This window comes from Streptomyces sp. NPDC046862 (assembly GCF_040704615.1).
Taxonomy (GTDB): domain Bacteria; phylum Actinomycetota; class Actinomycetes; order Streptomycetales; family Streptomycetaceae; genus Streptomyces.
Genome location: NZ_JBEYXP010000015.1, coordinates 69,953 through 90,589, shown reverse-complemented (window position 1 = coordinate 90,589; position 20,637 = coordinate 69,953). Strand labels below are relative to the sequence as shown.

The following is a 20,637-nucleotide window of genomic DNA, read 5'->3' as shown; positions in this document are numbered from 1 at the left end:
CAGGAGCTCTGGGGGGATCGCACCCATGATCGACGTACGGCAGCTCACCAAGCGCTACGGGGACAGGACCGCCGTCGACGGTCTGACCTTCACCGTGCGGCCCGGGCAGGTGACCGGTTTCCTCGGCCCGAACGGAGCCGGGAAGTCCACGACCATGCGGATGATCATCGGGCTGGACCGGCCCTCGAGTGGTTCGGTGACCGTCAACGGGAAGCGCTACGACCGGCATCGCGCGCCCCTGACGGAGATCGGCTCGCTGCTGGAGGCCCGCTCCGTGCACCCCGGCCGCAGCGCGTTCGCGCACCTGATGGCCCTGGCTCACACCCACGGCATCCCGCGCCGCCGGGTCGACGAGGTCATCGAACTGGCCGGCCTCACGAGCGTGGCCCACAAGCGGGCGGGGGCCTTCTCCCTGGGCATGGGCCAGCGGCTCGGCATCGCCGCCGCCCTGCTCGGCGATCCGCAGATCGTCATGCTGGACGAACCGGTCAACGGCCTCGACCCGGAGGGGGTGCTGTGGGTGCGCACCCTGCTGTCCTCGCTCGCCGCAGAGGGCCGTACGGTCATGCTGTCCTCGCATCTGATGAGCGAGACCGCCCTGATCGCCGACCACCTCGTCGTGATCGGACGCGGCCGGCTCCTCGCCGACACGACGGTCGACGCGTTCGTCCAGGAGGCCGGCGGGCGTGGCGTGCAGGTCGCCACCACGGAGCCGGAGCGGTTGCGCGCCCTGCTCTCCGGACCGGGCATCGCCATCACGTCCACCACGGCCGAGCACCTCGTCGTCGACGGCATGGACAGTCGGCGAATCGGCGCACTGGCCGCACAGCACGGCGTCCCGCTGTACGAACTCACCCCGCAGACCGTGTCGTTGGAAGAGGCTTTCATGGAACTGACCACAGACGCCGTGGAGTACCACAGCGCCACGGCCCCGGCCCTGAAGGCAGCCTGATGAGCACGACGGCCGTCCCGTCCCGTGAGTCCTCTCGCCCGGCTTACAAGGTGACCGCCTTGGGGGTGCTGCGCTCGGAGTGGAGCAAGTTCTGGTCCGTACGGTCGAGCTGGATCACGCTCGGCCTGTCCGCGACCGTCCTCGCCGTCATCGGAGCGCTCGCCTCGGCGGCCTACAGCCCGGACAGCGGCGGCGGGACCGGGCCGCCCCTTGCCGACGGAGCGGTGGGCCTGGCCCTGACCGGCACGACCTTTGCCGCGCTCGCCGTCGGCGTGCTCGGGGTGCTGTTCTCGGCCGGTGAGTACAGTACGGGCATGATCCGCTCCACCCTGGCGGCCGTACCGAAGCGGCTCCCGGTGCTGTGGTCCAAGAGCCTCGTGTACGGCGTGATCGCCACGGTTGTCACCGCGGCCGGCTCGCTGGCCGCCTTCCAGCTCGGGGGCCTCACGCTGAAGGACACGGACATCGCACTGAGCCTCGGGGACGAGGGCGTGCCGCGCGCGCTGGCGGGCGCGGGGATCTATCTGGGCCTGGTCGGCATGTGGGGCGTGGCCCTGGGCGTCCTGCTGCGCTCCACCGTCGGCGGCATCGCGGCCCTGGCAGGCACCTTGTCGATCGTGCCCGGCCTGGCCTCGCTGCTGCCGGATTCGGTCGCCGACGTCGTCACGCCCCTGCTGCCGAGCAAGGCCGGCGAGGCGCTGACCGCGCTGGAGCACTCGGGCAGTCTGCTGTCCCCGGGTGCCGGGCTGGCAGCCCTCGTGGGATGGGTCGTCGTGACATTGGCCGTGGCCTGCCTCCGGCTGACCCGCACGGACGCCTGAACGGACCCCGCGCACATGACCACACCCACCCACAGGCCCCCGGAGCCGACCGACCACCCCCCGGTCGGCCTCGGGCCCCGGCCCGCGTCACCGGGCGTGGAGACGAGCGAGGTTCCGGCCTTCATGGGCTGGCTGCTGCGCACCCTGCGCCGTTTGCGCTGGGTGGACCGGCGCTACCCCTGGCTGCTCGACTCCCTGGTCGTCACCGGCACGGCCACGGCGGGGCTGCTCCACGCGCTGTTGGGTCACGACACCGGGCCGTTCGCCACGACTCGGGCCCGTGCCGACCTGTCCCCGGTGCTGCTGGTCGCCGTCACCGTCGCGTTGGTCGTACCGCTGTGGTGGCGGCGCCGGGCGCCCGAGGCGGTCTTCACAGTCGTCGCGGTCGTCGCCGTGCTGCCCTGGGCACTGCACCTGTGGCTGCTCGCCGCGCTCTGTCTGCTCTCCGCCCTGCACAACCTGGCGCTGCACGGCCCCCTGCGCCGACTGGGCTGGGCCGCCGCGGTGACGCTGGCCGAGATGTGCGCGGCGGTTTTCTTCCTCCTGCCGTCCCAGCAGCCCGCGCTGGGCCTGCTGCTCCTGGTCAGCCAGGGGATTGCCGCCGTCGCCCTGGGCCTTGCCCTGCGCACCCAACGGGTCTACCGGGCGGCGCAGGAGGATCGTGTGAGGCGTCTTGAGGTCGAGCGGGAGCAGCGCGAGCGGCTGACCGCGGCGGCCGAACGCCAGCGGGTGGCCCGGGAGATGCACGACATCGTCGGCCACAACCTGTCCGTGATGGTGGGGCTGGCCGACGGCGCCGCTGTCCTCGCCGCGAGTGAGGGCGAGGAGTCCGCCGAGGCACTGCGCCTCATCGGCGACACCGGCCGCCAGGCGATGAGCGAACTCCGCCGGGTCCTGGGCGTGCTGGGCAACGCGCCAGACGCCACGACGTCGCTCAGCCCGCAGCCCACGCTCACCGATCTGGACCGGTTGCTGACCCGCGTGCGCGCAGCAGGGGTCGGCGTCGCCTACCGCACTGAGGGCGATCTCGCCGCCCTGAGCGGCGGGGTGCAGCTGACCGTCTACCGCATCGTCCAGGAGGCCCTCACCAACACCCTCAAGCACGCGGGCACCGGAGCACGGGCCGAGGTGAGCGTGGGGGTCGACGAGGACGTCATCCGGGTCCGGATCACCGACACCGGACCGCCACGCGGCACTCCATCGCGGCACCCGGGCGGTGACGGCTCCGGGCACGGCCTGGTCGGCATCCGCCAGCGGGCGGCGATGTACGGCGGCACGGTCACCGCCGGCCCGCGCGCTGACCGGTTCGGCTGGATCGTCGACGTCACCCTCGAAGCCGTACAGGAGGCCTGACCCCCATGACCACCGTGCTGATCGCCGACGACCAGCCCCTTCAGCGTCTCGGATTCCGGATGTTGCTGAAGGGCACCCCCGGCCTGGAGTGCGTGGGCGAGGCCGGACACGGCGCCGAGGCCGTCCGGATGGCCGCCGAACTCCGCCCCGACGTCGTGCTGATGGACATCCGCATGCCCGGCATGGACGGCATCGAGGCCACCCGGCGAATCTGCGGTACCGGTCGCCGCACCCGCGTCCTGATCCTGACCACCTTCGACCTCGACGAGTACGCCTACGACGGCCTGCGCGCGGGCGCCTCCGGCTTCCTCCTCAAGGACGCAGGCCCCGAGGAACTCGTCGCCGGCATCCGCGCGGTCGCCAGCGGCGACGCAGTGGTCGCACCCCGCCTCACCCGGCGGCTCCTCGACGCCCACGCACACCGGCTGCTCTCTCTCGGCGACACCGCCGACCCGCGCGCCGATCCCCGGCTCGGCGCGCTCAGCGAGCGTGAGCACGAGGTGCTGCTGGCCATCGCCCAGGGCTGGAACAACACCGAGATCGCCGATCGCCTCGTCCTCACCGAGTCCACGGTGAAGAAGCACGTGGGCCGCGTGCTGGCCAAGCTCGGCGCCCGCGACCGCATCCAGGCCGTGATCATGGCCTACGACGCCGGACTGGTTCGGCCGCGTACCGACTGAACAACACTCCAGAACAAGTGAGTTCGCCGCCCCGGCGCGGCGTAGCCGTGCCCTTTCCCCACCCGAACCTTCCCAGGGACACCCCGTGAACCCGACCAGCCGCATCTTTCAACGCCTCCTCCGGCTCCCCGCGCCCCGCACCCGGGACGTGACCGTCGAACGTGATCTGCGGGTTCCGATGCGCGACGGCGTCGTCCTGCTCGCCGACCGCTGGCAGCCCGGCTCCGGCGGCGACGGCCTGCCCACCGCCCTGCTACGTTCCCCCTACGGCCGTACCGGCATGATCGCCAACCAACTCGCCCGGCCGCTGGCCGAACGTGGCTACCAGGTCGTCGTACAGAGCACCCGCGGCACCTTCGGCTCAGGCGGCGACTTCGACCCGCTGCGCCGCGAACGCGACGACGGCCTCGACACCCTGGACTGGCTCAGCGAACAGCCATGGTGTGGGGACGGGATCGTCCTCTTCGGCGGCAGCTACCTCGGCTTCGTGCAGTGGGCGGTCGCCGACGCCGTACCGCCACGAGTGAAGGCGATCATTCCGTCGGTCTCCGAATCGGCCTTCACCCTGGAGCAGTTGCGGACCGACGGCTTCTCGCTGGAGGCGCCCTTCGGGTGGGGCGTCCAGGTCGCCGGCCAGGAACACCCCCGGTCCCGACTGCGACAATTGCTCGGCGCGGGCAAGGTCCGCCGCGCCATGGAGTCCCTGCCGCTGAACCAGGCCGACGTCACTGTGCTCGGCCGCCCCTCTGCCTACTTCCAGAACGTCCTCGATCACGACGCGGAGGCAGCGTTCTGGCAGCCGGTCGACCACAGCGCCCGGGTTAAGGACATCGCCGTGCCGGTCAGCACGGTCGGCGGTTGGTACGACATCTTCCTGCCCGGGCAGCTGCGCGACTTCCAGACGCTGCAGAAGAATGGCAGAAGGGCCCGGCTCACCGTCGGCCCCTGGTCCCACATCTCCATGGGTGTCGGAGCGACGGCGGCGGAGGAAGCCCTCGAATTCGCCCTCCCGCTCGCACGAGGGGAGGAGCCCGCGGGCCGGGCCGACGTACGCCTGTATGTGATGGGCGAGGAGAAGTGGCGCGACTTCGCCAGTTGGCCACCGCCCGGCTACGAACCCAAGCGCCTGCGCCTCCAGCCGGGCGGCGCCCTGTCCTCCGAGGCCTCCGCCCCCTCCACCCCCGATGGCTACCGCTACGACCCCGCCGACCCCACCCCGGCGGTCGGCGGCGTCCGGATGGCCATGGGAGTGAAGGCAGGCCGGGTGGACAACCGGCGCCTGGAGGCACGGTCCGACGTGCTGACGTACACCACGGCCGAGCTGGAGCGGGACACCGAGGTGATCGGTGAGGTGAGCGCCGAGATCTGGTTCTGCTCCAGCCTGCCGTACGCCGATGTCTTCGTCCGGCTGTGCGACGTGGACACCGAGGGGCGCTCGACCAACGTCTGCGACGGCCTGGTCGGCCTCACCGGTGCCGATGAGATCACCCGGGCCGAGGTCCGGCTGTGGGCGACCGCCTACCGCTTCCGGCGCGGTCACCGCATCCGCGTCCAGATCTCCAGCGGCGCCTTCCCGCGCTACAACCGCAACCCCGGCACCGGCGAGCCGAGAGCGACAGCGGCCACTCTCGAGGCCGCGGACCAGCTGGTCTTCCACGACCCGGACCATCCCTCGACGGTCATTCTCCCCGTCCGGGCCGGAGAATGACGTGGCGTCAGAAGTCAGTGACCGCGTCCGCCTCGCTGCGGATCTCGTCCGCGTCGGCGGGCAGCAGCCAGCCCTGCCGCTCCAGCCGGTCGGCCTGCCGTCCCACCTTCTTCACGTAGGCCTCCTTGCCGCCGTAGAGCTGCTTCAACTCCTTTGCGGACAGCGGCTCCTGGGCTCCGGCGCTGGTGCAGATCGAGTACCGCTGGTCGGTGGTGTTCGCGAAGTAGCGGGCCGTCGGCAGATCGCTGTAGGTGGAACGGACGCCGCCGAGCGGGATGCCGTAGGCGTCGAGCTTCGCGGAGCCGTCGGTGTTCCGTGCGAGCTGTTGCGAGGGTGGCGGGGTGACGCCCCTCGATGCCCAAATGTCGAGGCGGGTGAGCGAAGACTGGAAGAACTGGTTGAAGGGAAAGCGGCTGACGTCGTAGTCGCAGGCGAAGGGGCCGGTGGTGAGGAAGGCCTCGGGAGTCTGGCCGTAGGCGCGAGCCGCGCGCGGGGACGCCGTGGAGGCGCCGGCGACCTCGTAGACACGGTAGGTGGGGCCCTCGGGACGGCGCCGTTGCTCCTCCTGCGGGCCGGTCATCAGGACCATGACCGGGACATCCAGGTTCTGCACCTTCTGCCGCGGGTCGTCCTTCGCGACGGCTGGTGCCGTGGAGTTGATCGGCATGTAGTGCCCGGGGTTGCCCAGGAGGTAGCCGTCGAAGATCGGGCGGCCGTTCGGCAGACGCAGGCGCTGGTGGAAGCCCTCGCCGGTGTATGTCAGCCAGACCGAGGCGGCGAAGGCCCAGCCGTTGGCGTACACCTGCCGAACCTTGTAGCCGCCCAGCGGGTTGTCGGCTGTACGGGTCTTCAACAGCCGTCCCACCTGGGCGAGGATGTCCCAGTTCTGCCCGAACTCCGGGAGGCTCAGGGCGTCGTAACGGACCGGATCGGCCGTCTTCATGCGCTGCGTGGACGACGACAGTGCGTGGGTGAGGACGCCGACCCAGGCGTCGCCGTCGGCGAAGACCTTGTCGGCGGAGCGGGACAGGCCGTCCAGGCCGGAGGGACCAGCCTCCAGGTGCACCTTGCCGCTGAAGTCCTTCGGGTTCTTCGGCATCCGCACCAACACCCGTGTCGTGTATGGCACATCCGCTTCCTTGACCCGTACCTCGCCGTCCGGGCCGTGCTCATAGACGTCTGCCGTGCCCGAGACCAGGACCTCCTTCTCCGCGTAGTCGTCCGGGAGCTGGAGCTTGCCGCTGTAGTCGATGATCGGGTTGTGGTGGAAGGCCCTGCCGTTGCCCGCCGGAGGCTCGGTGACCTCGGTCGGCAGAGCGGCCGAGACCGCCGACGTGACAGCCGACTGAGGGGCGGCGGCCACCGGCGCCACGGGGACGGCAGCCGCCAGACAGGCCAGGCCGATCACTGTACCGAGGTACTTGTTCCGGGTTCGCATGACGTTCCCTTCTCTCCTTGTTCGAGGTCGGACGAAGCCAACACGGACCGCCATAACCCACGCGTAACCACATCAACAGGGAGAGAGCGCATGCGCATCCTCGTGGTGGAGGACGAACAGATACTGGCCGACGCGGTCGCGGAGTGGCTGCGCCGCGAGGCCTTCGCCGTGGACATCGCGCACGACGGGACCGAGGCACTGGACCGGATCGGCGTCCACGCCTACGACGTCGTCGTCCTCGACCGGGACCTGCCCGGCGTGCACGGTGACGACGTCTGCCAGGCTGTGACGAAGGCGGAGTCGTCGGCGCGGGTACTGATGCTCACGGCGGCCGCCGGGATCCGGGACCGGGTGGCGGGGCTGCGGCTGGGCGCGGACGACTACCTGCCCAAACCGTTCGCGTTCGCCGAACTGTCCGCCCGCGTCCACGCGCTGGCCCGCCGCGCCCGCCCCGCCACGCCGCCGCTGCTCCAGCGATCCGGCATCCGGCTCGACCCGGCCCGCCGCCAGGTGTCCCGGGACGGGCGACCGGTCGCGCTGGCCAACAAGGAGTTCGCCGTGCTCACCGAACTCCTCCTGGCCGACGGCGCGTTGGTCTCCGCCGAGCAGCTGCTGGAGAAGGCCTGGGACGAGAACGTCGACCCGTTCACCAACACCGTCCGGGTGACGGTGATGAAACTGCGCAAGAAACTCGGCGAACCGCAGCTGGTCGAGACCGTGACGGGGGCGGGGTACCGGGTGCGATGACACGCCTCTGGACCCTGCGCACCCGTTTGACCGTGCTCCACAGCGCTCTGTTCTTCCTTGCCGGAGCTCTACTGCTTGGCATGACTCACGTCATGGTCGACGGGAGCCTGGACCGCAGAATGGGCTCGGACCCCGCCATCGCGGCCGCATTGCCCTCGAACGCCGGAGAGGCGGCGGAGAACGAGGAACTGGCGGCGGCGATCGAGCAACTCCACGCGGCGCAACGCCGGTTCCGTGCTGAGACGTTAGAAGCCTTACTCACTCAGGGTGGCGCCGCACTGCTCTGGGTGGGGCTTCTGACGGCGCTCTGCAGCGCCGTGGCGACCGGTCGGGCCCTGCGTCCCTTACGGAGGATCACGGCGACCGCGCACCGGATCGCAAGTGTCGGCGGTCGCCAAGGCGCGCTGCGCGAACGCATCGCCCTGACCGGGCCCGGGGACGAGATCAAGCGGCTGGCCGACACCTTCGACGCGATGTTGGAACGGCTCGACCACTCCTTCGATGCCCAACGCCGGTTCACCGCCAACGCCTCCCACGAACTGCGTACCCCACTCGCCCTCAAGCGAGCTCTGGTCGAGGTGGCGGTGACCAGACCGGACGCGTCGGTCGGCACGAAACAGCTGGGGGAGGCGCTGCTGGCCGTCAACGAACGGCACGAACGCCTTATCGAGGCCCTGCTCCTGTTGGCCGAGGCCGAGAACGAACTCACGGAGCGTTCCCCCGTGGACCTCGCCGACACCGTCGCTCACGCCCTGGAGCAGACCGTGGTCAACGGCTTTGTGTTCCGGCGCGCCCTGAAGCCGGCCCTCACCCGCGGCGATCCGATCCTTTTGGAGAGACTGGCACAGAATCTCGTCGAGAACGCCGTGCACCACAACAGGCCTGGCGGGTGGATCTCCGTCACGACCGCCACCGAGTCCGGCCGGGTGGTCCTCACCGTCTCCAACACCGGACCGGCCGTGTCCGGGCCTGAGGCCGAATCCCTCTTCCAGCCGTTCCGCCGGCTGCGCCGTGACCGGAGCGAACGGGCCGATGGCAGTCGCGGCTTCGGGCTCGGCCTGTCGATCGTCCGCGCGATCGCTCACGCACACGGGGGAGAGGTCCGTGCGGTCGCTCGCGAACGCGGGGGGCTCGTCGTGACGGTCACCCTTCCTGCGTGACCGAGCGGGACGACGTCCCTCCTCGGAAGCACTGAACGCAGCAGGAAGGCGCCGCCTGGGGCCGCACACGCTGCGACCGCGACGCGTAGTAGGCATCGCGCTTCGCGCCCCTCACCAAGTCGTATCGTCGCGTCATGAGCCGGATGAACCGGCTGCTGATGGGGAACGAGGCCGGTCCGGACACAGCCGCCCGCGCCGCGACGCTGATCGCCGTGATCAGTGGTGCGGCTGTGCACCCGTTGGTCGCGGACTTCGACGACGACTCCCTACAGGAGCAACTGCTGCCGATCGCGCAGCGCTTCCTTGACGAGAGCTGAGTGGTTACGCGGAGGTTAGGTCGTGTGCCGCAGGCTTCCGGTCCGTACTTACTGCAGCAGGACCCGTTGAGGAGGACCCATGCACTCTGACGACCAGCCATTAGGCCGCGTCCTCAGCAGACGCCAGGCTCTTACCGTTCTTGGCGTCGCAGGCGTCGGCCTGACCATCGGCGAGATCGACGGGGCGTCGGCATCGTCCGCCAGTTCCCAAGGCGCCGTCACCGGACCGGTCGACTGCGTCGCCAAGCCGGAGATGACGGTCGGGCCGTACTTCGTCGATGAAGGGCTCAACCGCTCCGACATCCGCGCGGACCCGTCCGACGGCTCGATCGTCGACGGCACACCGCTGCTCCTGAACCTCAATATCGCCCAGATCACGGGCGGAAAGTGCCTACCCCTGCCGGGTGCCAAGGTGGACATCTGGCAGTGCGACGCCTTCGGCCTCTACTCCGACGTCGAGTACGAAGGCACGGTCGGCCGGAAGTTCCTGCGCGGCTACCAGGTCACCGACCGCCGCGGCGGCACCACCTTCGTCACCATCCTGCCGGGCTGGTACCCGAGCCGGACGATCCACATCCACGTCAAGGTGCGCACGACCGGCACGGACGGCAACCCCTACGAGTTCACGTCCCAGCTCTACTTCGACGAGGCCTTCAAGGCCGCCTACCTCGCCACCGACCCCTACGCCTCGACCGGCACACCGGACACCACCAACGACACCGACATCTGGTACGGCGAAGTCGGCGCCCAGATGCATCTCGCACCCCGCAGGAAGGGCACCGGCTACGAGGCCACCTTCACGATCGGACTCGACCTGTCCGACACTGCGGTGGGCGCACCGGACGTGTTCACTGTGCCCACCGCTCCGCCGTCCACCTGAGCCGCTGAGAACCATGCCCTGGTGCGACGGCCGATCGCCGCACCAGGGCATGGCACTGCTCCGGAAGGGGCTCTGCGGCAGTGGCGGCCCGGTCGGGCCGTGGCTAGCGGAATGCCGCCTGGCCCGTGAGCGCCTGGCCGACAACCAGGGTGTGCATCTCGCTGGTGCCCTCGTAGGTCAGCGCGGACTCCAGGTTGCTGGCGTGGCGCAGCGGCGAGTACTCCAGGTCGACGGGGAGCGAGATGCCGGACCCCGCGCTGTGGAGCAGGGACATCGGCTGCCCATCCAACTCGATCTCGCCCCCTGCCAGGAGCGTCCGCAGCTGCGTGGCGTACCGCTCCACCATGGCCCAGGGGGTGCCGTGCCCGCCCAGCAGGGCCGTACTGCTGAAGCCGGCACCGAGAGCGACGGTGACCCGACCGGGTGCGAGTTCCTCCAGGGTCGCGACGCAGGACGCGACATCGGCCACGTGCCGGAAGTGGGGGACGACCACCGAGACCCCGAGGCCGATGCGCGAGGTGCGTTCGCTCGCGAGGGCGAGCATCATCCAGGGGTCGGCGTAGATGGCCGGCGAGTAGTGGCACCAGGCGCTCACGTAGCCGAGTTCCTCGGCGATGCGGATATGTTCCGGTGTCGCCAGGTGGAGAGGGTGCACCCCAGTTCCATGTCCATGGCTACGCCCCCTGCTCCGGCGTACCGTTCGCGTCCCGCGCGCCGACGAGCACGGCCAGCAGCGTGGCCGGCCGGTCGCTTCTGTTGCGCCAGGCGTGGCGGGTGCCGTGCTGGACGACCACGTCTCCCGCCGACAGGCGCACCTCGCCGTCGTCCAGCTCGAGCCACAGCTCGCCGTCGAGGACGACGTCGTAGTCCAGGGTGGGAGTGGTGTGCATGCCGGGGTTGTCCGGCTCGAAAAGGTCGGCGATGCCGGGGCTGTTGCGGGCCGTCTCGGTGGCGGCCGCGGCCGGGTCGAAGGCAGGGTCGGCGTACACCGTGTCGGGCGGAAAGGTGAGGACGATGCAGCTGGTGCCGCCGTGGCCGGGCAGCAGGGTGGGGGTGGCGATCGTGGGATCGCCGCCGGAGTAGGGCAGTTCGGGGACGGACGGGTGGTGCCAGACGACGGTCTGCTCGAAGCCGGGGGTCTCCACTGCCACGGTGGCACGCGGGGGTTCCCCGTCCTCGACGACGCGGCTCTTCCCGTCGGAGTTCGCTACGAGGACACGGCGGACCTTCATGGGATGCCTCCGGTGGTTCACAAGGGGTGGTGACGACTCAGACGAGTGCCGGGTAGCTGCCGCCGTCGAGGTGGATGTTCTGGCCCGAGATGTAGCCCGCCAGAGGGCTGCACAGGAACGCGCAGGTGGCGCCGAACTCGCGGGGGTCGCCGAGCCGTCCGGCGGCGATGGAACGGACCTGGCGGGCGCGGGCCTCGTCGTAGGTGATGCCGTCGCGCGTGGTGGCGACCTCGGCCATGTAGCGCTGGCGTTCGGTGTCGAGGCGTTCCGGCAGAAGGTTGTTGACGGTGACGTTGAAGCGGGCGACGTCGAGGGAGAGGCCCTTGACGGCGGCTGTGAGGGCGGCGCGGGCCGCGGAGGAGACGGCCATGGTCGGGCGGGGGGTGGTGACCATGGCCGAGGTGATGTTGACGATCCTGCCGAAGCGGCGGTCGCACATGTCGCCGATGACGAGGTTGATGAGTGCGACGTGGGCCAGGAGGTTGGCGTCGAGGCCGTGTTCCCAGTCCGCGCGGGAGGACTTCTGGAAGGGGCCCGGGGGCGGGCCGCCGTTGTTGGTGACCAGGATGTCGGGTGCCGGGCAGGCGTCCAGGAGCCGTTCGTGAGTGGCCGGTTGGGCGATGTCGCCGGGGACGGCCATGACGTCGGCGCGGCCGTCACCGACGGAGCGCACCTCCTCGACGGCGCGGTCGAGGGCTTCCGGGTGGCGCCCGTTGATCACGACGTGCACGCCCTCGGCGTGCAGGGCCTTCGCGCAGGCGAGACCCAGGCCGCCGGACGAGGCGCCGATGATCGCCCGGCGATCGGCGAGTTCAAGATCCATGGCTGTTCCTCGGCCGAGGGTGTCCCGTGGCAGTGCGGCCTATGTCTATGAGGCCTACGTCTGTGCGGCAGTCCATGCGTCGAGGCATGACAGGCGGGTCCTTTCGATGTGGGCGTGCAGCAGTTCGACGGCCCGGTCGGCCTGTCGTGACACCACCGCCTGGGCGAGCTCGGCGTGCTCCCCGGCGACGTCCCGCTGCTTGCCCCGACGCAGTTTGGCCATCTGCCGGATGACCTCGGACTGGTCGTAGAGCTGGGTACGGAAGGCCAGCAGGCGCGGGGAATCACACCCGGCCGCGCACGCCTCGTGGAAGGCCCGGTGGGCGCTCGTCCACTGCTCGTTGGCCTCCGGGTCCTCGTCGAGCGCGGCGTTCGGAGAGACCATCAGCCGATGGTGGGCGGCGACCACACCGGTCTCCCAGTCGATCCCGCCCTGTTCGATCGCCCGGCGCACGGCGATCGCCTCGATCTCTTTGCGGACGAAGGCCACGTCGTTGATCTCGGCATCCGTGAGCTGCGGCACTGAAAAACCCTTGTTGGGCTCAAGCACCACCAGCCCCTGCTCCGCGAGGCGGGTGAGCGCCTCGCGCGCCACGCTCACACTGACGCCAAGTTCGGCGCAGAGCTTGCTCAGCTTGAACCGATGACCTGCCGGGAAGGACCCGCGCAGGAGATTGCGCCTGATCTCCAGGTAGAGCGTGTGGTTGCGGGTCTCGGCGCCATCGGTTCGGGCCACTACTGCTCTCCTGCGATCTTCACGGCTGTACGTGGGGTGACGTAGAGATCCTCGAAATCCGCGCACGCGCGACCGCGCAGAAGGGGCGTGGATTCCGCAGGGAACTCCTGGACGATCTCGACGCCCATGCTAGCGACGGCGTCGAGGAAGCCGGGCAGCTCGTCCATGGCGCCGCTCGGCAGATCGTGGACGACCAGCACATGCCAGTCCCGCTCCGGCAGGCGCAGCAGGGCACGCTCGGCCCAGCCCTCGGGCATCTTGGAGTCGCGTACGAACAACGTCCATAGCACCACCGTGTAGCCGTCGGACACCAGCAGGTCGGCGGCCGTCGGGCTGAGCAGGTGGGGGCCCACCTTGCCGTGCCCGGTGGGCCGGAAGCACCGCTCGGGCGACGTGAGTTCACCGAGCACTGCCTGCGCCTCGGCGATCTCCGCGACCTCGCGCTCCGGGTCCTTCAGGAGGCCGAGGGGTTCTCCGTGGGTCATGGTGTGGTTGCCTAGCCGGTGGCCCTGCGCGTGCGCCCACTCGGCGAGTTCACGGCCGGCCGGGGTGGCCAGCTTCTCGCCGATCACGAAGAACGTGGCCTTCAACTCCCGCTCCGCGAGCGTGTCCAGCACCTGCTCGGTGACACCGGGGGTGGGCCCGTTGTCGAAGGTCAGGGTCAGCTTCGTCATCCGGTGGCCGCCTGACCTGCCGGGTAGTGCGCGACGGAGTGGGTCTCCGGGCGCCAGTCGTTGTTGGTGCGGTGGTCCCCGGCCAGCCAGCGGGCCAGCTCGCTGCGCGCGTCCGCCCGCCGCTTGTCCTTGATCTCCTCGACGTTCGGCGGGTCCACGGCAATCTCGATCTCCAGGCCGTCGGGCGAGACGACGTACAGGGACTTCACATAGCCGTGGTCCTGGATGAGGTGCGGATACTCCTCGGCGAGCAGGCGCTGGTGGATCGCCTCCTGCGTTGCCGCGTCCGCGTGCAGGGCCACGTGGTCGTAGCGGTTGGTGGGGCCGAGCAGGAATTCCCTGTCGTGCGGCTCGGACATCTGGAAGAAGGCCAGCGCGCTTCCGTCGTCGAGCTCGTAGAAGGTGTGGCAGAAGGTCATGCCGGGCGTGGTGACCGACTCCTCGCACCAGGTGGCGGTGAGCGGCAGGCCGATGAGGTCCTCGACGAAGTGCCGGTTGACCCCCTGGTCGGCGACGGGCGTTGCCGAGTGGTGCAGGCGGCCCAGACCGGTGGTCACAGTGGGGCGGGTGGGCGTCGGTGCTTGGATCATCGTCGGGCCTCCGGTGCGTACGCCTCTTCGCGTTCACTCCGAGGCTACGACCGTCATATCGTTTGTCAAGCAAAGAATCGAATCTTTTCAGTGAACTCGATTTAGTGCATGCTGGGGGAGCGGCAGCACTGACGGAAGAGGGCGGTGATCATGGAACTGCGCTGGCTGACGTCCTTCGTGGCGGTCGCAGAGGAACTGCACTTCGGGCGGGCCTCGGACCGGCTGCACCTGGCCCCGTCCGCACTGAGCGCACAGATCAAGGCGCTCGAATCCCATCTCGGGGTGCTGCTGATCGACCGAGGCCGACGCCGCCACCTACGGCTGACGGATGCCGGAGAGCTGTTCTTCGTCGAGGCGCGGCTCACCCTGGAGCAGGCCGAACGGGCGGTGACCGTGGGGCGCCGGGCCGGGCGGGGCGAGGTGGGACGGGCCGAGATCGCCTACGTCGCCTCCGCCGCCTTCTCCGGAGCGCTGACCCGAGTCCTGGCGGCCTGCGCGGAACGGGGAGATCTGACTGTGGGCGTACGGGAGTTGGAGACACCGGCGCAACTGGAGGCCCTCGCGTCGGGAGAGGTGGACGTGGGTTTCCTCCGCGGACGTCCCACCTACCCGCCGGGCTTGACGGCCGTCTGCCTGCTCGAAGAACCCATCGTCCTGGCCCTGCCCGAACGGCACCGGCTCGCCGGCATGGAGGCGGTGCCATCGCCCGAGTTGGGCGCGGATACCTTCGTCGTCCCGCATTTCGACGAGGAGCACGACTTCCGCGACCACGTCCATGAACTCGCGCGAGTCGGCGGCTTCGCGCCCCGACTCGCCCCGCCCGTCAAGGACTTCGTAGCGGCACTGACCCTGGTCGCCGGCGGCCTCGGTGTCGCCCTCGTCCCTGATTCGCTGCGCTGCGTACGGCTGCCCGGAGTCGTCCACCGTCCGCCGGCGGACGCGCGGTTGACCACCCAACTGGTCGGAGTCCACCGACGGCGGGACACCTCGCCGGCCGTACGCCAGGTGATCCGCCTGCTGCGGACGGCCGCCGCGCCACGAGCCGTCGCTTGAACGCCCCCGCACCCTTGGAGATCATCGCCATGGCCTTCTCGCTGACCACCCTCCGCGTCGACGGCAGCCCCACACCGGCCCTTTGCGTCGACGACCGGTACTGGGCCCTGGCCGACATCGCCCCCGAGGTGCTGCAGCCGGAGCCGTCCCGCGGCCTCATGAACGTCTTCGGCCACTGGGAGCACAGTGAACCCCTCCTGGTCGCGGCAGCCGAACGTCTCGCTTCGGCCCCACCGCTCCCGGCGCCCCACTCGCTCGAAGACGTCCTCACTCCTCTCCAGTACCCCCGCAAACTGGTGCTGACGGGCGCCAACTACTACGACCACATGCGCGGCGACGCGGGCCACAGCGACTGGGACAAGGAGTCCAAGGCCCCGCTGTTCTTCCTGAAACCGCCCACGACCACGCTGGTCGGGCCCGGCAGGACCGTGCGCTACCCGGAACAGACCGCGAAGCTGGACTACGAGATCGAACTGGCGCTGGTCATCGGCAGAAAGGCACGCCACCTGACCCTCGCGGACGCCATGGACCACGTCGCCGGATACACGGTGGCCGTCGACCTCTCGGCACGTGACTGGCAGCGCGACCCCAGGCACCTGGTCAAGTTTGACCTCTTCGGAGGCAAGGTCTTCGACGACAGCTGCCCGCTCGGTCCGGGAATCGTGCCGGCCCGCTACGTCGACCACGACGATCTCCGGCTGCGGTTCTGGCTCAACGGCGAACTGAAGCAGGACGCCCACACCCGCGACATGATCTGGTCTATCCCTGAGCAACTCGTCGCCATCACCGAACACCTCACTCTGGAGCCCGGCGACATCGTCTCCACCGGCACCCCCGCCGGCGTCGGCCTCGCCACCGGCCAGTGGATGTGCCCCGGCGACCTGATGGAGGCCGAGATCACCGGCCTGGGCCGGCTGACGGTCGAAATCACCAAGTAGTTCACCAGGTAACCGCACAAGGAGCCGCCATGGACGTCGGTCTTGTACTCATGAGCTACCACGGGTCGTGGGACGACGCGGCCCACGCCGAGCAGCACGGATTCACCAGCGTCGGCTTCGTCGACTCGCCCCTCATCGCCGGCGACGCGTTCGTGGCAATGGCACTGACCGCCGAACGCACCTCCACCCTGCGCGTCGGCACGATGCTGGCCGTACCGGGCACCCGCACCGCCTCTGCCTGTGCCACCGCGATCGCCAGCGTCAACCGGCTCGCGCCCGGACGAGTCTTCCTCGGCGTCGGAGCGGGCAACACGGCGCGGGCGGTGATGGGTCTGAAGAGCGTGCCGGTGTCGCGCCTCGCCGATTACGTCACCGCGTGCCGGGCTCTGCTCGACGGCGAACAGTCCCTCCACCACGAGGGCGACACGAGCAGGGCGGTCCGGCTGTGCCACATGCCGGAGGAACGGTACGTCGATCGCGCGGGCATCCCCGTGTACGTCGCGGCCGACGGCCCGCGCGCACGACGGGTCGCGGGTGAGCTGGGCGACGGCTGGATCACCACGCTCCAGGGCGCCGACGTGATGGTGAACTCTCCCGAGGTCGTGGCCATCTCACTGGAGGCGGTACGGCGGGCAAGGGCCGAGTCCGGCAGAGAACCGGAGGACTTTCCCACCATGTCCTCGCTGGGCCTGTGCGTCCTGGAGGAGGGCGAGTCGCCGATGTCACCCCGCGTCCTCGCACGCGTCGGCCCGATCGCGATGCTCCCCTTCCACGCCTACGCCGACAACCCCGCCATCGCCGACCACCTTCCCGCCCGGATCCAAGACCGTCTGGACCTCTATGAACGCAAAGTGCTCGCACGCTTGGAGGTCCCGCGTGACCGCTTGTACCAGGAGACCCACCGAGGACATCTCTCCCACCTGCTTCCCGGTGAGGAAGAGGTGCTCACCGAGGAGATCATCACCGCGAGCACCCTGACCGGCACGGCCGACGAGATCGTCCACGTGCTGCGCCGCCTTGAGGCGGCCGGCCTGCGCAACGCCGGCCTCACCCCACCACCGCACCTCGTGCGCGAGACGGTCAAGGAGTACGCGGAGAAGATCGCGCCGTTGCTCGGTTCGAGTGTGTCTCCCTGAAGGCCCGGACCGCTGACCGGACCGTCTGCCTGTACGTCTCTTCACGGTCTCGCCCTTCTGGAATGAGCGGATGGGGGGTGTTCAGACGCGAGGCACGTCCAGCGGCTGGAACTGGGCGCCGCCGACGAGCAGATCGGGATAGGGCTTCCACTGCCGGATGAGGGTGCCGCCAAGGCCGTTGGTCAGGGTCTGCCTGCGGCGGTCGGAGTGGGTGAAGGTGCCTTCGACGCGGGGCCAGTCGAGGAGGATGGTCGGAGAGTCGGGGGATTCGCCGACCGAGCTCGCGGCGTGGCTCCCCACCGCGCTGCCGGTGAACTCCAGGACTCCGGCCTCTGTTTCCGTCGTCACCACGTAGCGGGACGGCACGAAGGTGCCGGTGGTGGGGTTGTAGGCCCAGTCGTGGTGGTCGATGCGGAAGTCGCCGGCCTGGACATAGCGCTTCTCCTCGTTGAGGTAGAGAGCCATGTCCTTGTGCTTGCTGAGCTTCATCTCGTCGAGATTTCCGGACAGTTCGTCGAAGTGGAACCACATCCAGGCGTGCCACGCCCCGACTTCGGCCGGGCAGGCGTCGACCGCGTAGTACCGCTCGCGCTGGTCGGCGCCACGGATCGTGACCTCCTTGCCCTGGATGGTGAGGGTGCCTTCGACTTTGCCGGCCCAGATGTAGCCGTAGGAGATGCTGTGCGGGACGTACGTCTGCGGGGTCTCCTTGCCGTACCACATTGGGAAACCGTTGCCGGTGTGGGTCCACTCGCCCGCGATCCCCGAGGCCTTGTCCTCGACGGAGAAGTGCCAGGTTCCGTCAGGTGTGCACCTGATATGGGCGCTCTCCATGTCGACCGCCACCTGCTCGTCGGTCCGGGTCACGGTGAGCGCGCCACGGGTCTGGACGTGCCACTCGGTTGCGAGGCCGGGTGGGAACCGGCCACCCGGTGCACCGATCCGGAGGGCTGCACGACCTGTCCTGGAGTACTGCGGACGCACATCTGCCAGAAGTCGAGGTTGCCCCAGCCCTCCGCCAGGGACATCAACCCGGTGTTGAACCAGTACTGCTTGCCGTCGTCCCCGTGGGCTGCGGCGACCAGATTCCAGCCGATCACCGCTGTGTTGCGGGCTTCCGTGGGGAAGCCGTGCGCTTCCTCGTCGAGCGTGACTTCGGGGTTCGCCACCTTCATCGGGCCGTACTCCTTGTCTGTGACGGGACGTTGCTGGGATGTCAGCCCAAGTGGGCAATAATCTGGGGCAGTTCGAAGGATGTGACGATGCCGGGCGCGGACCGCGCAGACGTACGGGACCGCGTTGACGGGGCGGCTGGCGTTGCCGTAGCCGACGAGGGAGCGCTCCTCCTCGGTGGGCCAGGTGAAGCGGATGGTGGTGTCCAGCGGGACGTCGCCGTCGACCACGACGCGCCAGCCCTGGCCCTTGAAAGGGAATTCCCAGGCCGGGTCGAGGTCGGTGCCGATGTACCAGGTGGGGATCATCCGCAGTACGGGTTCTCCGGCCCGCAGTCCCTGGATCCCGATGCGCCAGGCGGCGACGGTTCCGGCGTCGAAGGTGCCGACGAGGGTGGTCACCGACTGTTTCGACCCCGCCACTTCAGCTGCTTGCCGTGACCTCGTCGAGCGGCATGCCGAGGGTCTTGGCCAGGTGGCGCAGGGAGGCGCCGTAGTGCTCCTTCGTGGACGCGGCGACGCCGGTGACATGGGCGGCCGCGGGGTCGCCGCCGAACAGCATGGACAGCATCTCGGGTGAGTTGCGCTCCGAGATGTCGGCGTACTCGTGGATGGTCAGGCAGTTGAGGCGGCGCTGGAGCGAGGTGAGGGCGATAGGGAGAGCCTCGGTGACGAAGCCCGGGCTGTTCGGATGTCTCCCTGAAGACTCGGACCAACGGCGTACGAGGGACGGGTGAGGATCTTGCGCCCCCGCGGACCGAAGGCGTGCAAGCCCTGCCCTTGAGCGCGGCTTGGTGCGGTTCGAGCGACGAGGCTGTCGCGATAGAGCATTGGCCCTCGCTGGCTCCGCCTTGAACTCCTAAGTTACTACCTGTAAGTTACGGTTGGTAATAACGGTAGGCTCCGGAGGGAGAGGGCGACATACATGGAAAGAGCCAGCTCGGAGAGTCCCGTGAAGCGGCGGCGAGTGTCGGCCGTGGCGCGGAAGGAACTGTTGCTTGAGACCGCTCTGCGCAGGGCCCGGGAGGAGGGAGCAGGTTCCCTTACGCTGGCCCGGCTCGCGGATGCCTGCGGGGTCAGCAAGCCGATCGCCTACCAGCACTTCGGCTCCCTCGCCGGACTTCTGCGCGCCATGTTCCAGCAGGTGGGAGCCGAGTACGAGGACAGGGTCATGGCCGTGATGGCTTCCCACAGGGAGGCCAGGACGGCACACGAGGGAGCGCTGCGCGCGCTGTGCGATGCCTATGTGGCATGCACGCTGGAAAACGGGGCCCTGCACGCGGACATCGGTGCGGCCCTCGTCGCCGAGGGGGAGCCCGTCGCCACCGTGTACGCCGACGACGCCGAACGCTATTGCCCGCTCGTGACCGAGCTGCTCGGGGTTGATCAGCGCACCGCGTACGCCCTGACCATGGCTTTCCTGGGTGCTGCGGACCGCCTGTGCGAAGCGGTGGTTGCCGGGCGCCTGCGCCAAGAAGAGGCCGTGGAGGTGCTCCTGCGGCTCTTTCCGTCGTCGGCCTGCCCAATGGCTCCTCCTGGCCCGTAAGGACTTCCGCTTCGGTGACCCCGCGACCCGCCGATGGGGAGGTGTTCGTGGAGGTCAGAGCCGTCGCTCTTTGCGCAGAGGGGCAGAGCTTCGCCTGAGACGGCGTCCGTCGGGCCCTGTCCGCCAATGAGTAGAACCCCTTTGAGGAGACCCCGTAGCTATGCCGAAGGAAGGACGTCACATGACGCTGTCCCGCAAGGAACGCGAGGAGTTTTTGGCCGAGGCCCACGTGGCCGCGTTGGCGGTGGAAGCTGGGAAGGGGAGGGCCCCCCTGACGGTGCCGATTTGGTACCAGTACGAACCTGGCGGCGACATCTGGGTGATAACCGGGCTGGACAGCCGCAAGAACCGGCTGATCCAGGCAGCCGGCCGCTTCTCTCTGATGATCGACCGACTCGAACCCAGCGTCCGTTACGTCACGGTCGAGGGCCCGGTCACGGAGACGGTCCCCGCAACCTTCGACCAGCTCCGTGAGATTTCCAGCCGTTATCTCCCGGCAGAAAGAGTCGACGAGTACATCGACGTGTCCAGCAGGAACAACGGCGAACAGGTCGTCATCCGCATGCGCCCCGAGCGATGGCTCTCGTCCGACTTGGGCACGGTGTAAGGCCCTCATTCATGATCAAGCTCTCTCCCCGGCCGCAGGGTCACTGATGCTGCCCGACCATTGAACGGAGAACTT

Annotated in this window: 23 protein-coding genes and 2 pseudogenes; 14 read left to right on the top strand and 11 right to left on the bottom strand. The window is 69.3% G+C overall.

From position 1 onward, the window contains the following. Positions 1 to 25 precede the first annotated feature (25 nt). The 5 genes from AB0959_RS18700 to AB0959_RS18680 all read left to right on the top strand — a co-directional run bounded on the left by AB0959_RS18700 (position 26) and on the right by AB0959_RS18680 (position 5,514). Positions 26 to 952: an ABC transporter ATP-binding protein gene (locus AB0959_RS18700; protein WP_366827504.1), complete on the top strand. Its 927-nt coding sequence runs from the start codon at positions 26 to 28 to the stop codon at positions 950 to 952. Further along, positions 952 to 1,773 carry an ABC transporter permease gene (locus AB0959_RS18695; RefSeq protein ID WP_366827503.1) on the top strand — a complete coding sequence of 274 codons (822 nt, stop codon included), beginning with the start codon at positions 952 to 954 and terminating at the stop codon, positions 1,771 to 1,773. The genes AB0959_RS18700 and AB0959_RS18695 overlap by 1 nt, the downstream gene beginning before the upstream one ends. A 15-nt stretch (positions 1,774 to 1,788) precedes the next feature. Beyond that, a complete protein-coding gene (locus tag AB0959_RS18690; RefSeq protein WP_366827502.1) occupies positions 1,789 to 3,126 on the top strand; it encodes a histidine kinase in 1,338 nt (445 codons plus the stop codon). A gap of 5 nt (positions 3,127 to 3,131) precedes the next feature. Further along, on the top strand, positions 3,132 to 3,806 hold the full coding sequence (locus tag AB0959_RS18685; protein WP_366827501.1) for a response regulator transcription factor: 675 nt from the start codon (positions 3,132 to 3,134) through the stop codon (positions 3,804 to 3,806). Positions 3,807 to 3,891: 85 nt separating this feature from the next. Further along, the gene (locus tag AB0959_RS18680; RefSeq protein WP_366827500.1) at positions 3,892 to 5,514 is read left to right on the top strand and encodes a CocE/NonD family hydrolase; all 1,623 of its coding nucleotides are present in this window, start codon (positions 3,892 to 3,894) and stop codon (positions 5,512 to 5,514) included. A gap of 7 nt (positions 5,515 to 5,521) precedes the next feature. Here AB0959_RS18680 and AB0959_RS18675 read toward each other — a convergent pair whose 3' ends face one another. Beyond that, positions 5,522 to 6,952 (bottom strand): alpha/beta hydrolase domain-containing protein, encoded by a 1,431-nt coding sequence (locus AB0959_RS18675; RefSeq protein ID WP_366827499.1) that lies wholly within the window; start codon positions 6,950 to 6,952, stop codon positions 5,522 to 5,524. Between the two features lie 90 nt (positions 6,953 to 7,042). Between AB0959_RS18675 and AB0959_RS18670 the strand changes: the two genes are divergently transcribed. The 4 genes from AB0959_RS18670 (at position 7,043) to AB0959_RS18655 (ending at position 10,056) form a co-directional block, all read left to right on the top strand. Next, positions 7,043 to 7,699 (top strand): response regulator transcription factor, encoded by a 657-nt coding sequence (locus AB0959_RS18670; RefSeq protein ID WP_366827498.1) that lies wholly within the window; start codon positions 7,043 to 7,045, stop codon positions 7,697 to 7,699. A gap of 80 nt (positions 7,700 to 7,779) precedes the next feature. Beyond that, positions 7,780 to 8,859 carry a HAMP domain-containing sensor histidine kinase gene (locus tag AB0959_RS18665; RefSeq protein ID WP_366827497.1) on the top strand — a complete coding sequence of 360 codons (1,080 nt, stop codon included), beginning with the start codon at positions 7,780 to 7,782 and terminating at the stop codon, positions 8,857 to 8,859. A gap of 134 nt (positions 8,860 to 8,993) precedes the next feature. Further along, positions 8,994 to 9,176 carry a hypothetical protein gene (locus AB0959_RS18660; RefSeq protein WP_366827496.1) on the top strand — a complete coding sequence of 61 codons (183 nt, stop codon included), beginning with the start codon at positions 8,994 to 8,996 and terminating at the stop codon, positions 9,174 to 9,176. A 79-nt stretch (positions 9,177 to 9,255) separates the two neighbouring features. Then, positions 9,256 to 10,056: a hypothetical protein gene (locus AB0959_RS18655; protein WP_366827495.1), complete on the top strand. Its 801-nt coding sequence runs from the start codon at positions 9,256 to 9,258 to the stop codon at positions 10,054 to 10,056. Positions 10,057 to 10,159: 103 nt separating this feature from the next. Here the strand turns inward: AB0959_RS18655 and AB0959_RS18650 are convergent. The 7 genes and pseudogenes from AB0959_RS18650 to AB0959_RS18620 form a co-directional block, all read right to left on the bottom strand. Next, positions 10,160 to 10,288 (bottom strand): annotated as a pseudogene (locus AB0959_RS18650) (acyl-CoA dehydrogenase); the annotation flags it as partial. A 45-nt stretch (positions 10,289 to 10,333) separates the two neighbouring features. Beyond that, positions 10,334 to 10,711 (bottom strand): annotated as a pseudogene (locus AB0959_RS18645) (LLM class flavin-dependent oxidoreductase); the annotation flags it as partial. A 19-nt stretch (positions 10,712 to 10,730) separates the two neighbouring features. Next, positions 10,731 to 11,288, bottom strand: coding sequence for a cupin domain-containing protein (locus tag AB0959_RS18640; protein ID WP_366827494.1), 558 nt, complete (start codon positions 11,286 to 11,288; stop codon positions 10,731 to 10,733). Between the two features lie 37 nt (positions 11,289 to 11,325). Next, a complete protein-coding gene (locus AB0959_RS18635) occupies positions 11,326 to 12,111 on the bottom strand; it encodes an SDR family oxidoreductase (RefSeq protein WP_366827493.1) in 786 nt (261 codons plus the stop codon). Between the two features lie 54 nt (positions 12,112 to 12,165). Continuing rightward, positions 12,166 to 12,846, bottom strand: coding sequence for a GntR family transcriptional regulator (locus tag AB0959_RS18630; protein WP_366827492.1), 681 nt, complete (start codon positions 12,844 to 12,846; stop codon positions 12,166 to 12,168). Continuing rightward, positions 12,846 to 13,520, bottom strand: coding sequence for a polysaccharide deacetylase family protein (locus AB0959_RS18625; RefSeq protein ID WP_366827491.1), 675 nt, complete (start codon positions 13,518 to 13,520; stop codon positions 12,846 to 12,848). Before AB0959_RS18625 ends, AB0959_RS18630 begins: the two co-directional genes overlap by 1 nt. Further along, a complete protein-coding gene (locus tag AB0959_RS18620) occupies positions 13,517 to 14,110 on the bottom strand; it encodes a VOC family protein (protein ID WP_366827490.1) in 594 nt (197 codons plus the stop codon). Before AB0959_RS18620 ends, AB0959_RS18625 begins: the two co-directional genes overlap by 4 nt. A 150-nt stretch (positions 14,111 to 14,260) precedes the next feature. Between AB0959_RS18620 and AB0959_RS18615 the strand changes: the two genes are divergently transcribed. From AB0959_RS18615 to AB0959_RS18605, 3 genes are read left to right on the top strand one after another with little or no spacing between them, the layout of a single operon-like run. Beyond that, positions 14,261 to 15,163 carry a LysR substrate-binding domain-containing protein gene (locus AB0959_RS18615; protein WP_366827489.1) on the top strand — a complete coding sequence of 301 codons (903 nt, stop codon included), beginning with the start codon at positions 14,261 to 14,263 and terminating at the stop codon, positions 15,161 to 15,163. After that, positions 15,160 to 16,101: a fumarylacetoacetate hydrolase family protein gene (locus AB0959_RS18610; RefSeq protein WP_366827488.1), complete on the top strand. Its 942-nt coding sequence runs from the start codon at positions 15,160 to 15,162 to the stop codon at positions 16,099 to 16,101. Before AB0959_RS18615 ends, AB0959_RS18610 begins: the two co-directional genes overlap by 4 nt. A gap of 29 nt (positions 16,102 to 16,130) precedes the next feature. Beyond that, a complete protein-coding gene (locus tag AB0959_RS18605) occupies positions 16,131 to 17,237 on the top strand; it encodes an LLM class flavin-dependent oxidoreductase (RefSeq protein ID WP_366827487.1) in 1,107 nt (368 codons plus the stop codon). Between the two features lie 81 nt (positions 17,238 to 17,318). Here the strand turns inward: AB0959_RS18605 and AB0959_RS18600 are convergent, their stop codons facing one another. The 3 genes from AB0959_RS18600 to AB0959_RS18590 are packed head-to-tail and all read right to left on the bottom strand — an operon-like array spanning position 17,319 to position 18,980. Continuing rightward, positions 17,319 to 18,104 carry a hypothetical protein gene (locus AB0959_RS18600; RefSeq protein WP_366827486.1) on the bottom strand — a complete coding sequence of 262 codons (786 nt, stop codon included), beginning with the start codon at positions 18,102 to 18,104 and terminating at the stop codon, positions 17,319 to 17,321. After that, entirely contained in the window at positions 18,101 to 18,811 is a 711-nt protein-coding gene (locus AB0959_RS18595) for a hypothetical protein (RefSeq protein WP_366827485.1), read from the bottom strand. The genes AB0959_RS18600 and AB0959_RS18595 overlap by 4 nt, the downstream gene beginning before the upstream one ends. A 22-nt stretch (positions 18,812 to 18,833) precedes the next feature. Beyond that, entirely contained in the window at positions 18,834 to 18,980 is a 147-nt protein-coding gene (locus AB0959_RS18590) for a hypothetical protein (RefSeq protein ID WP_366827484.1), read from the bottom strand. A 354-nt stretch (positions 18,981 to 19,334) separates the two neighbouring features. Between AB0959_RS18590 and AB0959_RS18585 the strand changes: the two genes are divergently transcribed. Then, entirely contained in the window at positions 19,335 to 19,955 is a 621-nt protein-coding gene (locus AB0959_RS18585; protein ID WP_366827482.1) for a TetR family transcriptional regulator, read from the top strand. A 181-nt stretch (positions 19,956 to 20,136) separates the two neighbouring features. Continuing rightward, a complete protein-coding gene (locus AB0959_RS18580; RefSeq protein ID WP_366827481.1) occupies positions 20,137 to 20,562 on the top strand; it encodes a pyridoxamine 5'-phosphate oxidase family protein in 426 nt (141 codons plus the stop codon). Positions 20,563 to 20,637 lie beyond the last annotated feature (75 nt).

What these genes read in the sequence shown, in the direction of transcription:
- AB0959_RS18640 (WP_366827494.1), bottom strand. Translation starts at nt 11,288, where the DNA reads ATGAAGGTCCGCCGTGTCCTCGTAGCGAACTCCGACGGGAAGAGCCGC.
- AB0959_RS18670 (WP_366827498.1), top strand. Translation starts at nt 7,043, where the DNA reads ATGCGCATCCTCGTGGTGGAGGACGAACAGATACTGGCCGACGCGGTC.
- AB0959_RS18675 (WP_366827499.1), bottom strand. Translation starts at nt 6,952, where the DNA reads ATGCGAACCCGGAACAAGTACCTCGGTACAGTGATCGGCCTGGCCTGT.
- AB0959_RS18685 (WP_366827501.1), top strand. Translation starts at nt 3,132, where the DNA reads ATGACCACCGTGCTGATCGCCGACGACCAGCCCCTTCAGCGTCTCGGA.
- AB0959_RS18615 (WP_366827489.1), top strand. Translation starts at nt 14,261, where the DNA reads ATGGAACTGCGCTGGCTGACGTCCTTCGTGGCGGTCGCAGAGGAACTG.
- AB0959_RS18590 (WP_366827484.1), bottom strand. Translation starts at nt 18,980, where the DNA reads ATGCTGTCCATGCTGTTCGGCGGCGACCCCGCGGCCGCCCATGTCACC.
- AB0959_RS18655 (WP_366827495.1), top strand. Translation starts at nt 9,256, where the DNA reads ATGCACTCTGACGACCAGCCATTAGGCCGCGTCCTCAGCAGACGCCAG.
- AB0959_RS18625 (WP_366827491.1), bottom strand. Translation starts at nt 13,520, where the DNA reads ATGACGAAGCTGACCCTGACCTTCGACAACGGGCCCACCCCCGGTGTC.
- AB0959_RS18585 (WP_366827482.1), top strand. Translation starts at nt 19,335, where the DNA reads ATGGAAAGAGCCAGCTCGGAGAGTCCCGTGAAGCGGCGGCGAGTGTCG.
- AB0959_RS18695 (WP_366827503.1), top strand. Translation starts at nt 952, where the DNA reads ATGAGCACGACGGCCGTCCCGTCCCGTGAGTCCTCTCGCCCGGCTTAC.
- AB0959_RS18690 (WP_366827502.1), top strand. Translation starts at nt 1,789, where the DNA reads ATGACCACACCCACCCACAGGCCCCCGGAGCCGACCGACCACCCCCCG.
- AB0959_RS18660 (WP_366827496.1), top strand. Translation starts at nt 8,994, where the DNA reads ATGAGCCGGATGAACCGGCTGCTGATGGGGAACGAGGCCGGTCCGGAC.
- AB0959_RS18620 (WP_366827490.1), bottom strand. Translation starts at nt 14,110, where the DNA reads ATGATCCAAGCACCGACGCCCACCCGCCCCACTGTGACCACCGGTCTG.
- AB0959_RS18635 (WP_366827493.1), bottom strand. Translation starts at nt 12,111, where the DNA reads ATGGATCTTGAACTCGCCGATCGCCGGGCGATCATCGGCGCCTCGTCC.
- AB0959_RS18665 (WP_366827497.1), top strand. Translation starts at nt 7,780, where the DNA reads ATGACTCACGTCATGGTCGACGGGAGCCTGGACCGCAGAATGGGCTCG.
- AB0959_RS18700 (WP_366827504.1), top strand. Translation starts at nt 26, where the DNA reads ATGATCGACGTACGGCAGCTCACCAAGCGCTACGGGGACAGGACCGCC.
- AB0959_RS18580 (WP_366827481.1), top strand. Translation starts at nt 20,137, where the DNA reads ATGACGCTGTCCCGCAAGGAACGCGAGGAGTTTTTGGCCGAGGCCCAC.
- AB0959_RS18605 (WP_366827487.1), top strand. Translation starts at nt 16,131, where the DNA reads ATGGACGTCGGTCTTGTACTCATGAGCTACCACGGGTCGTGGGACGAC.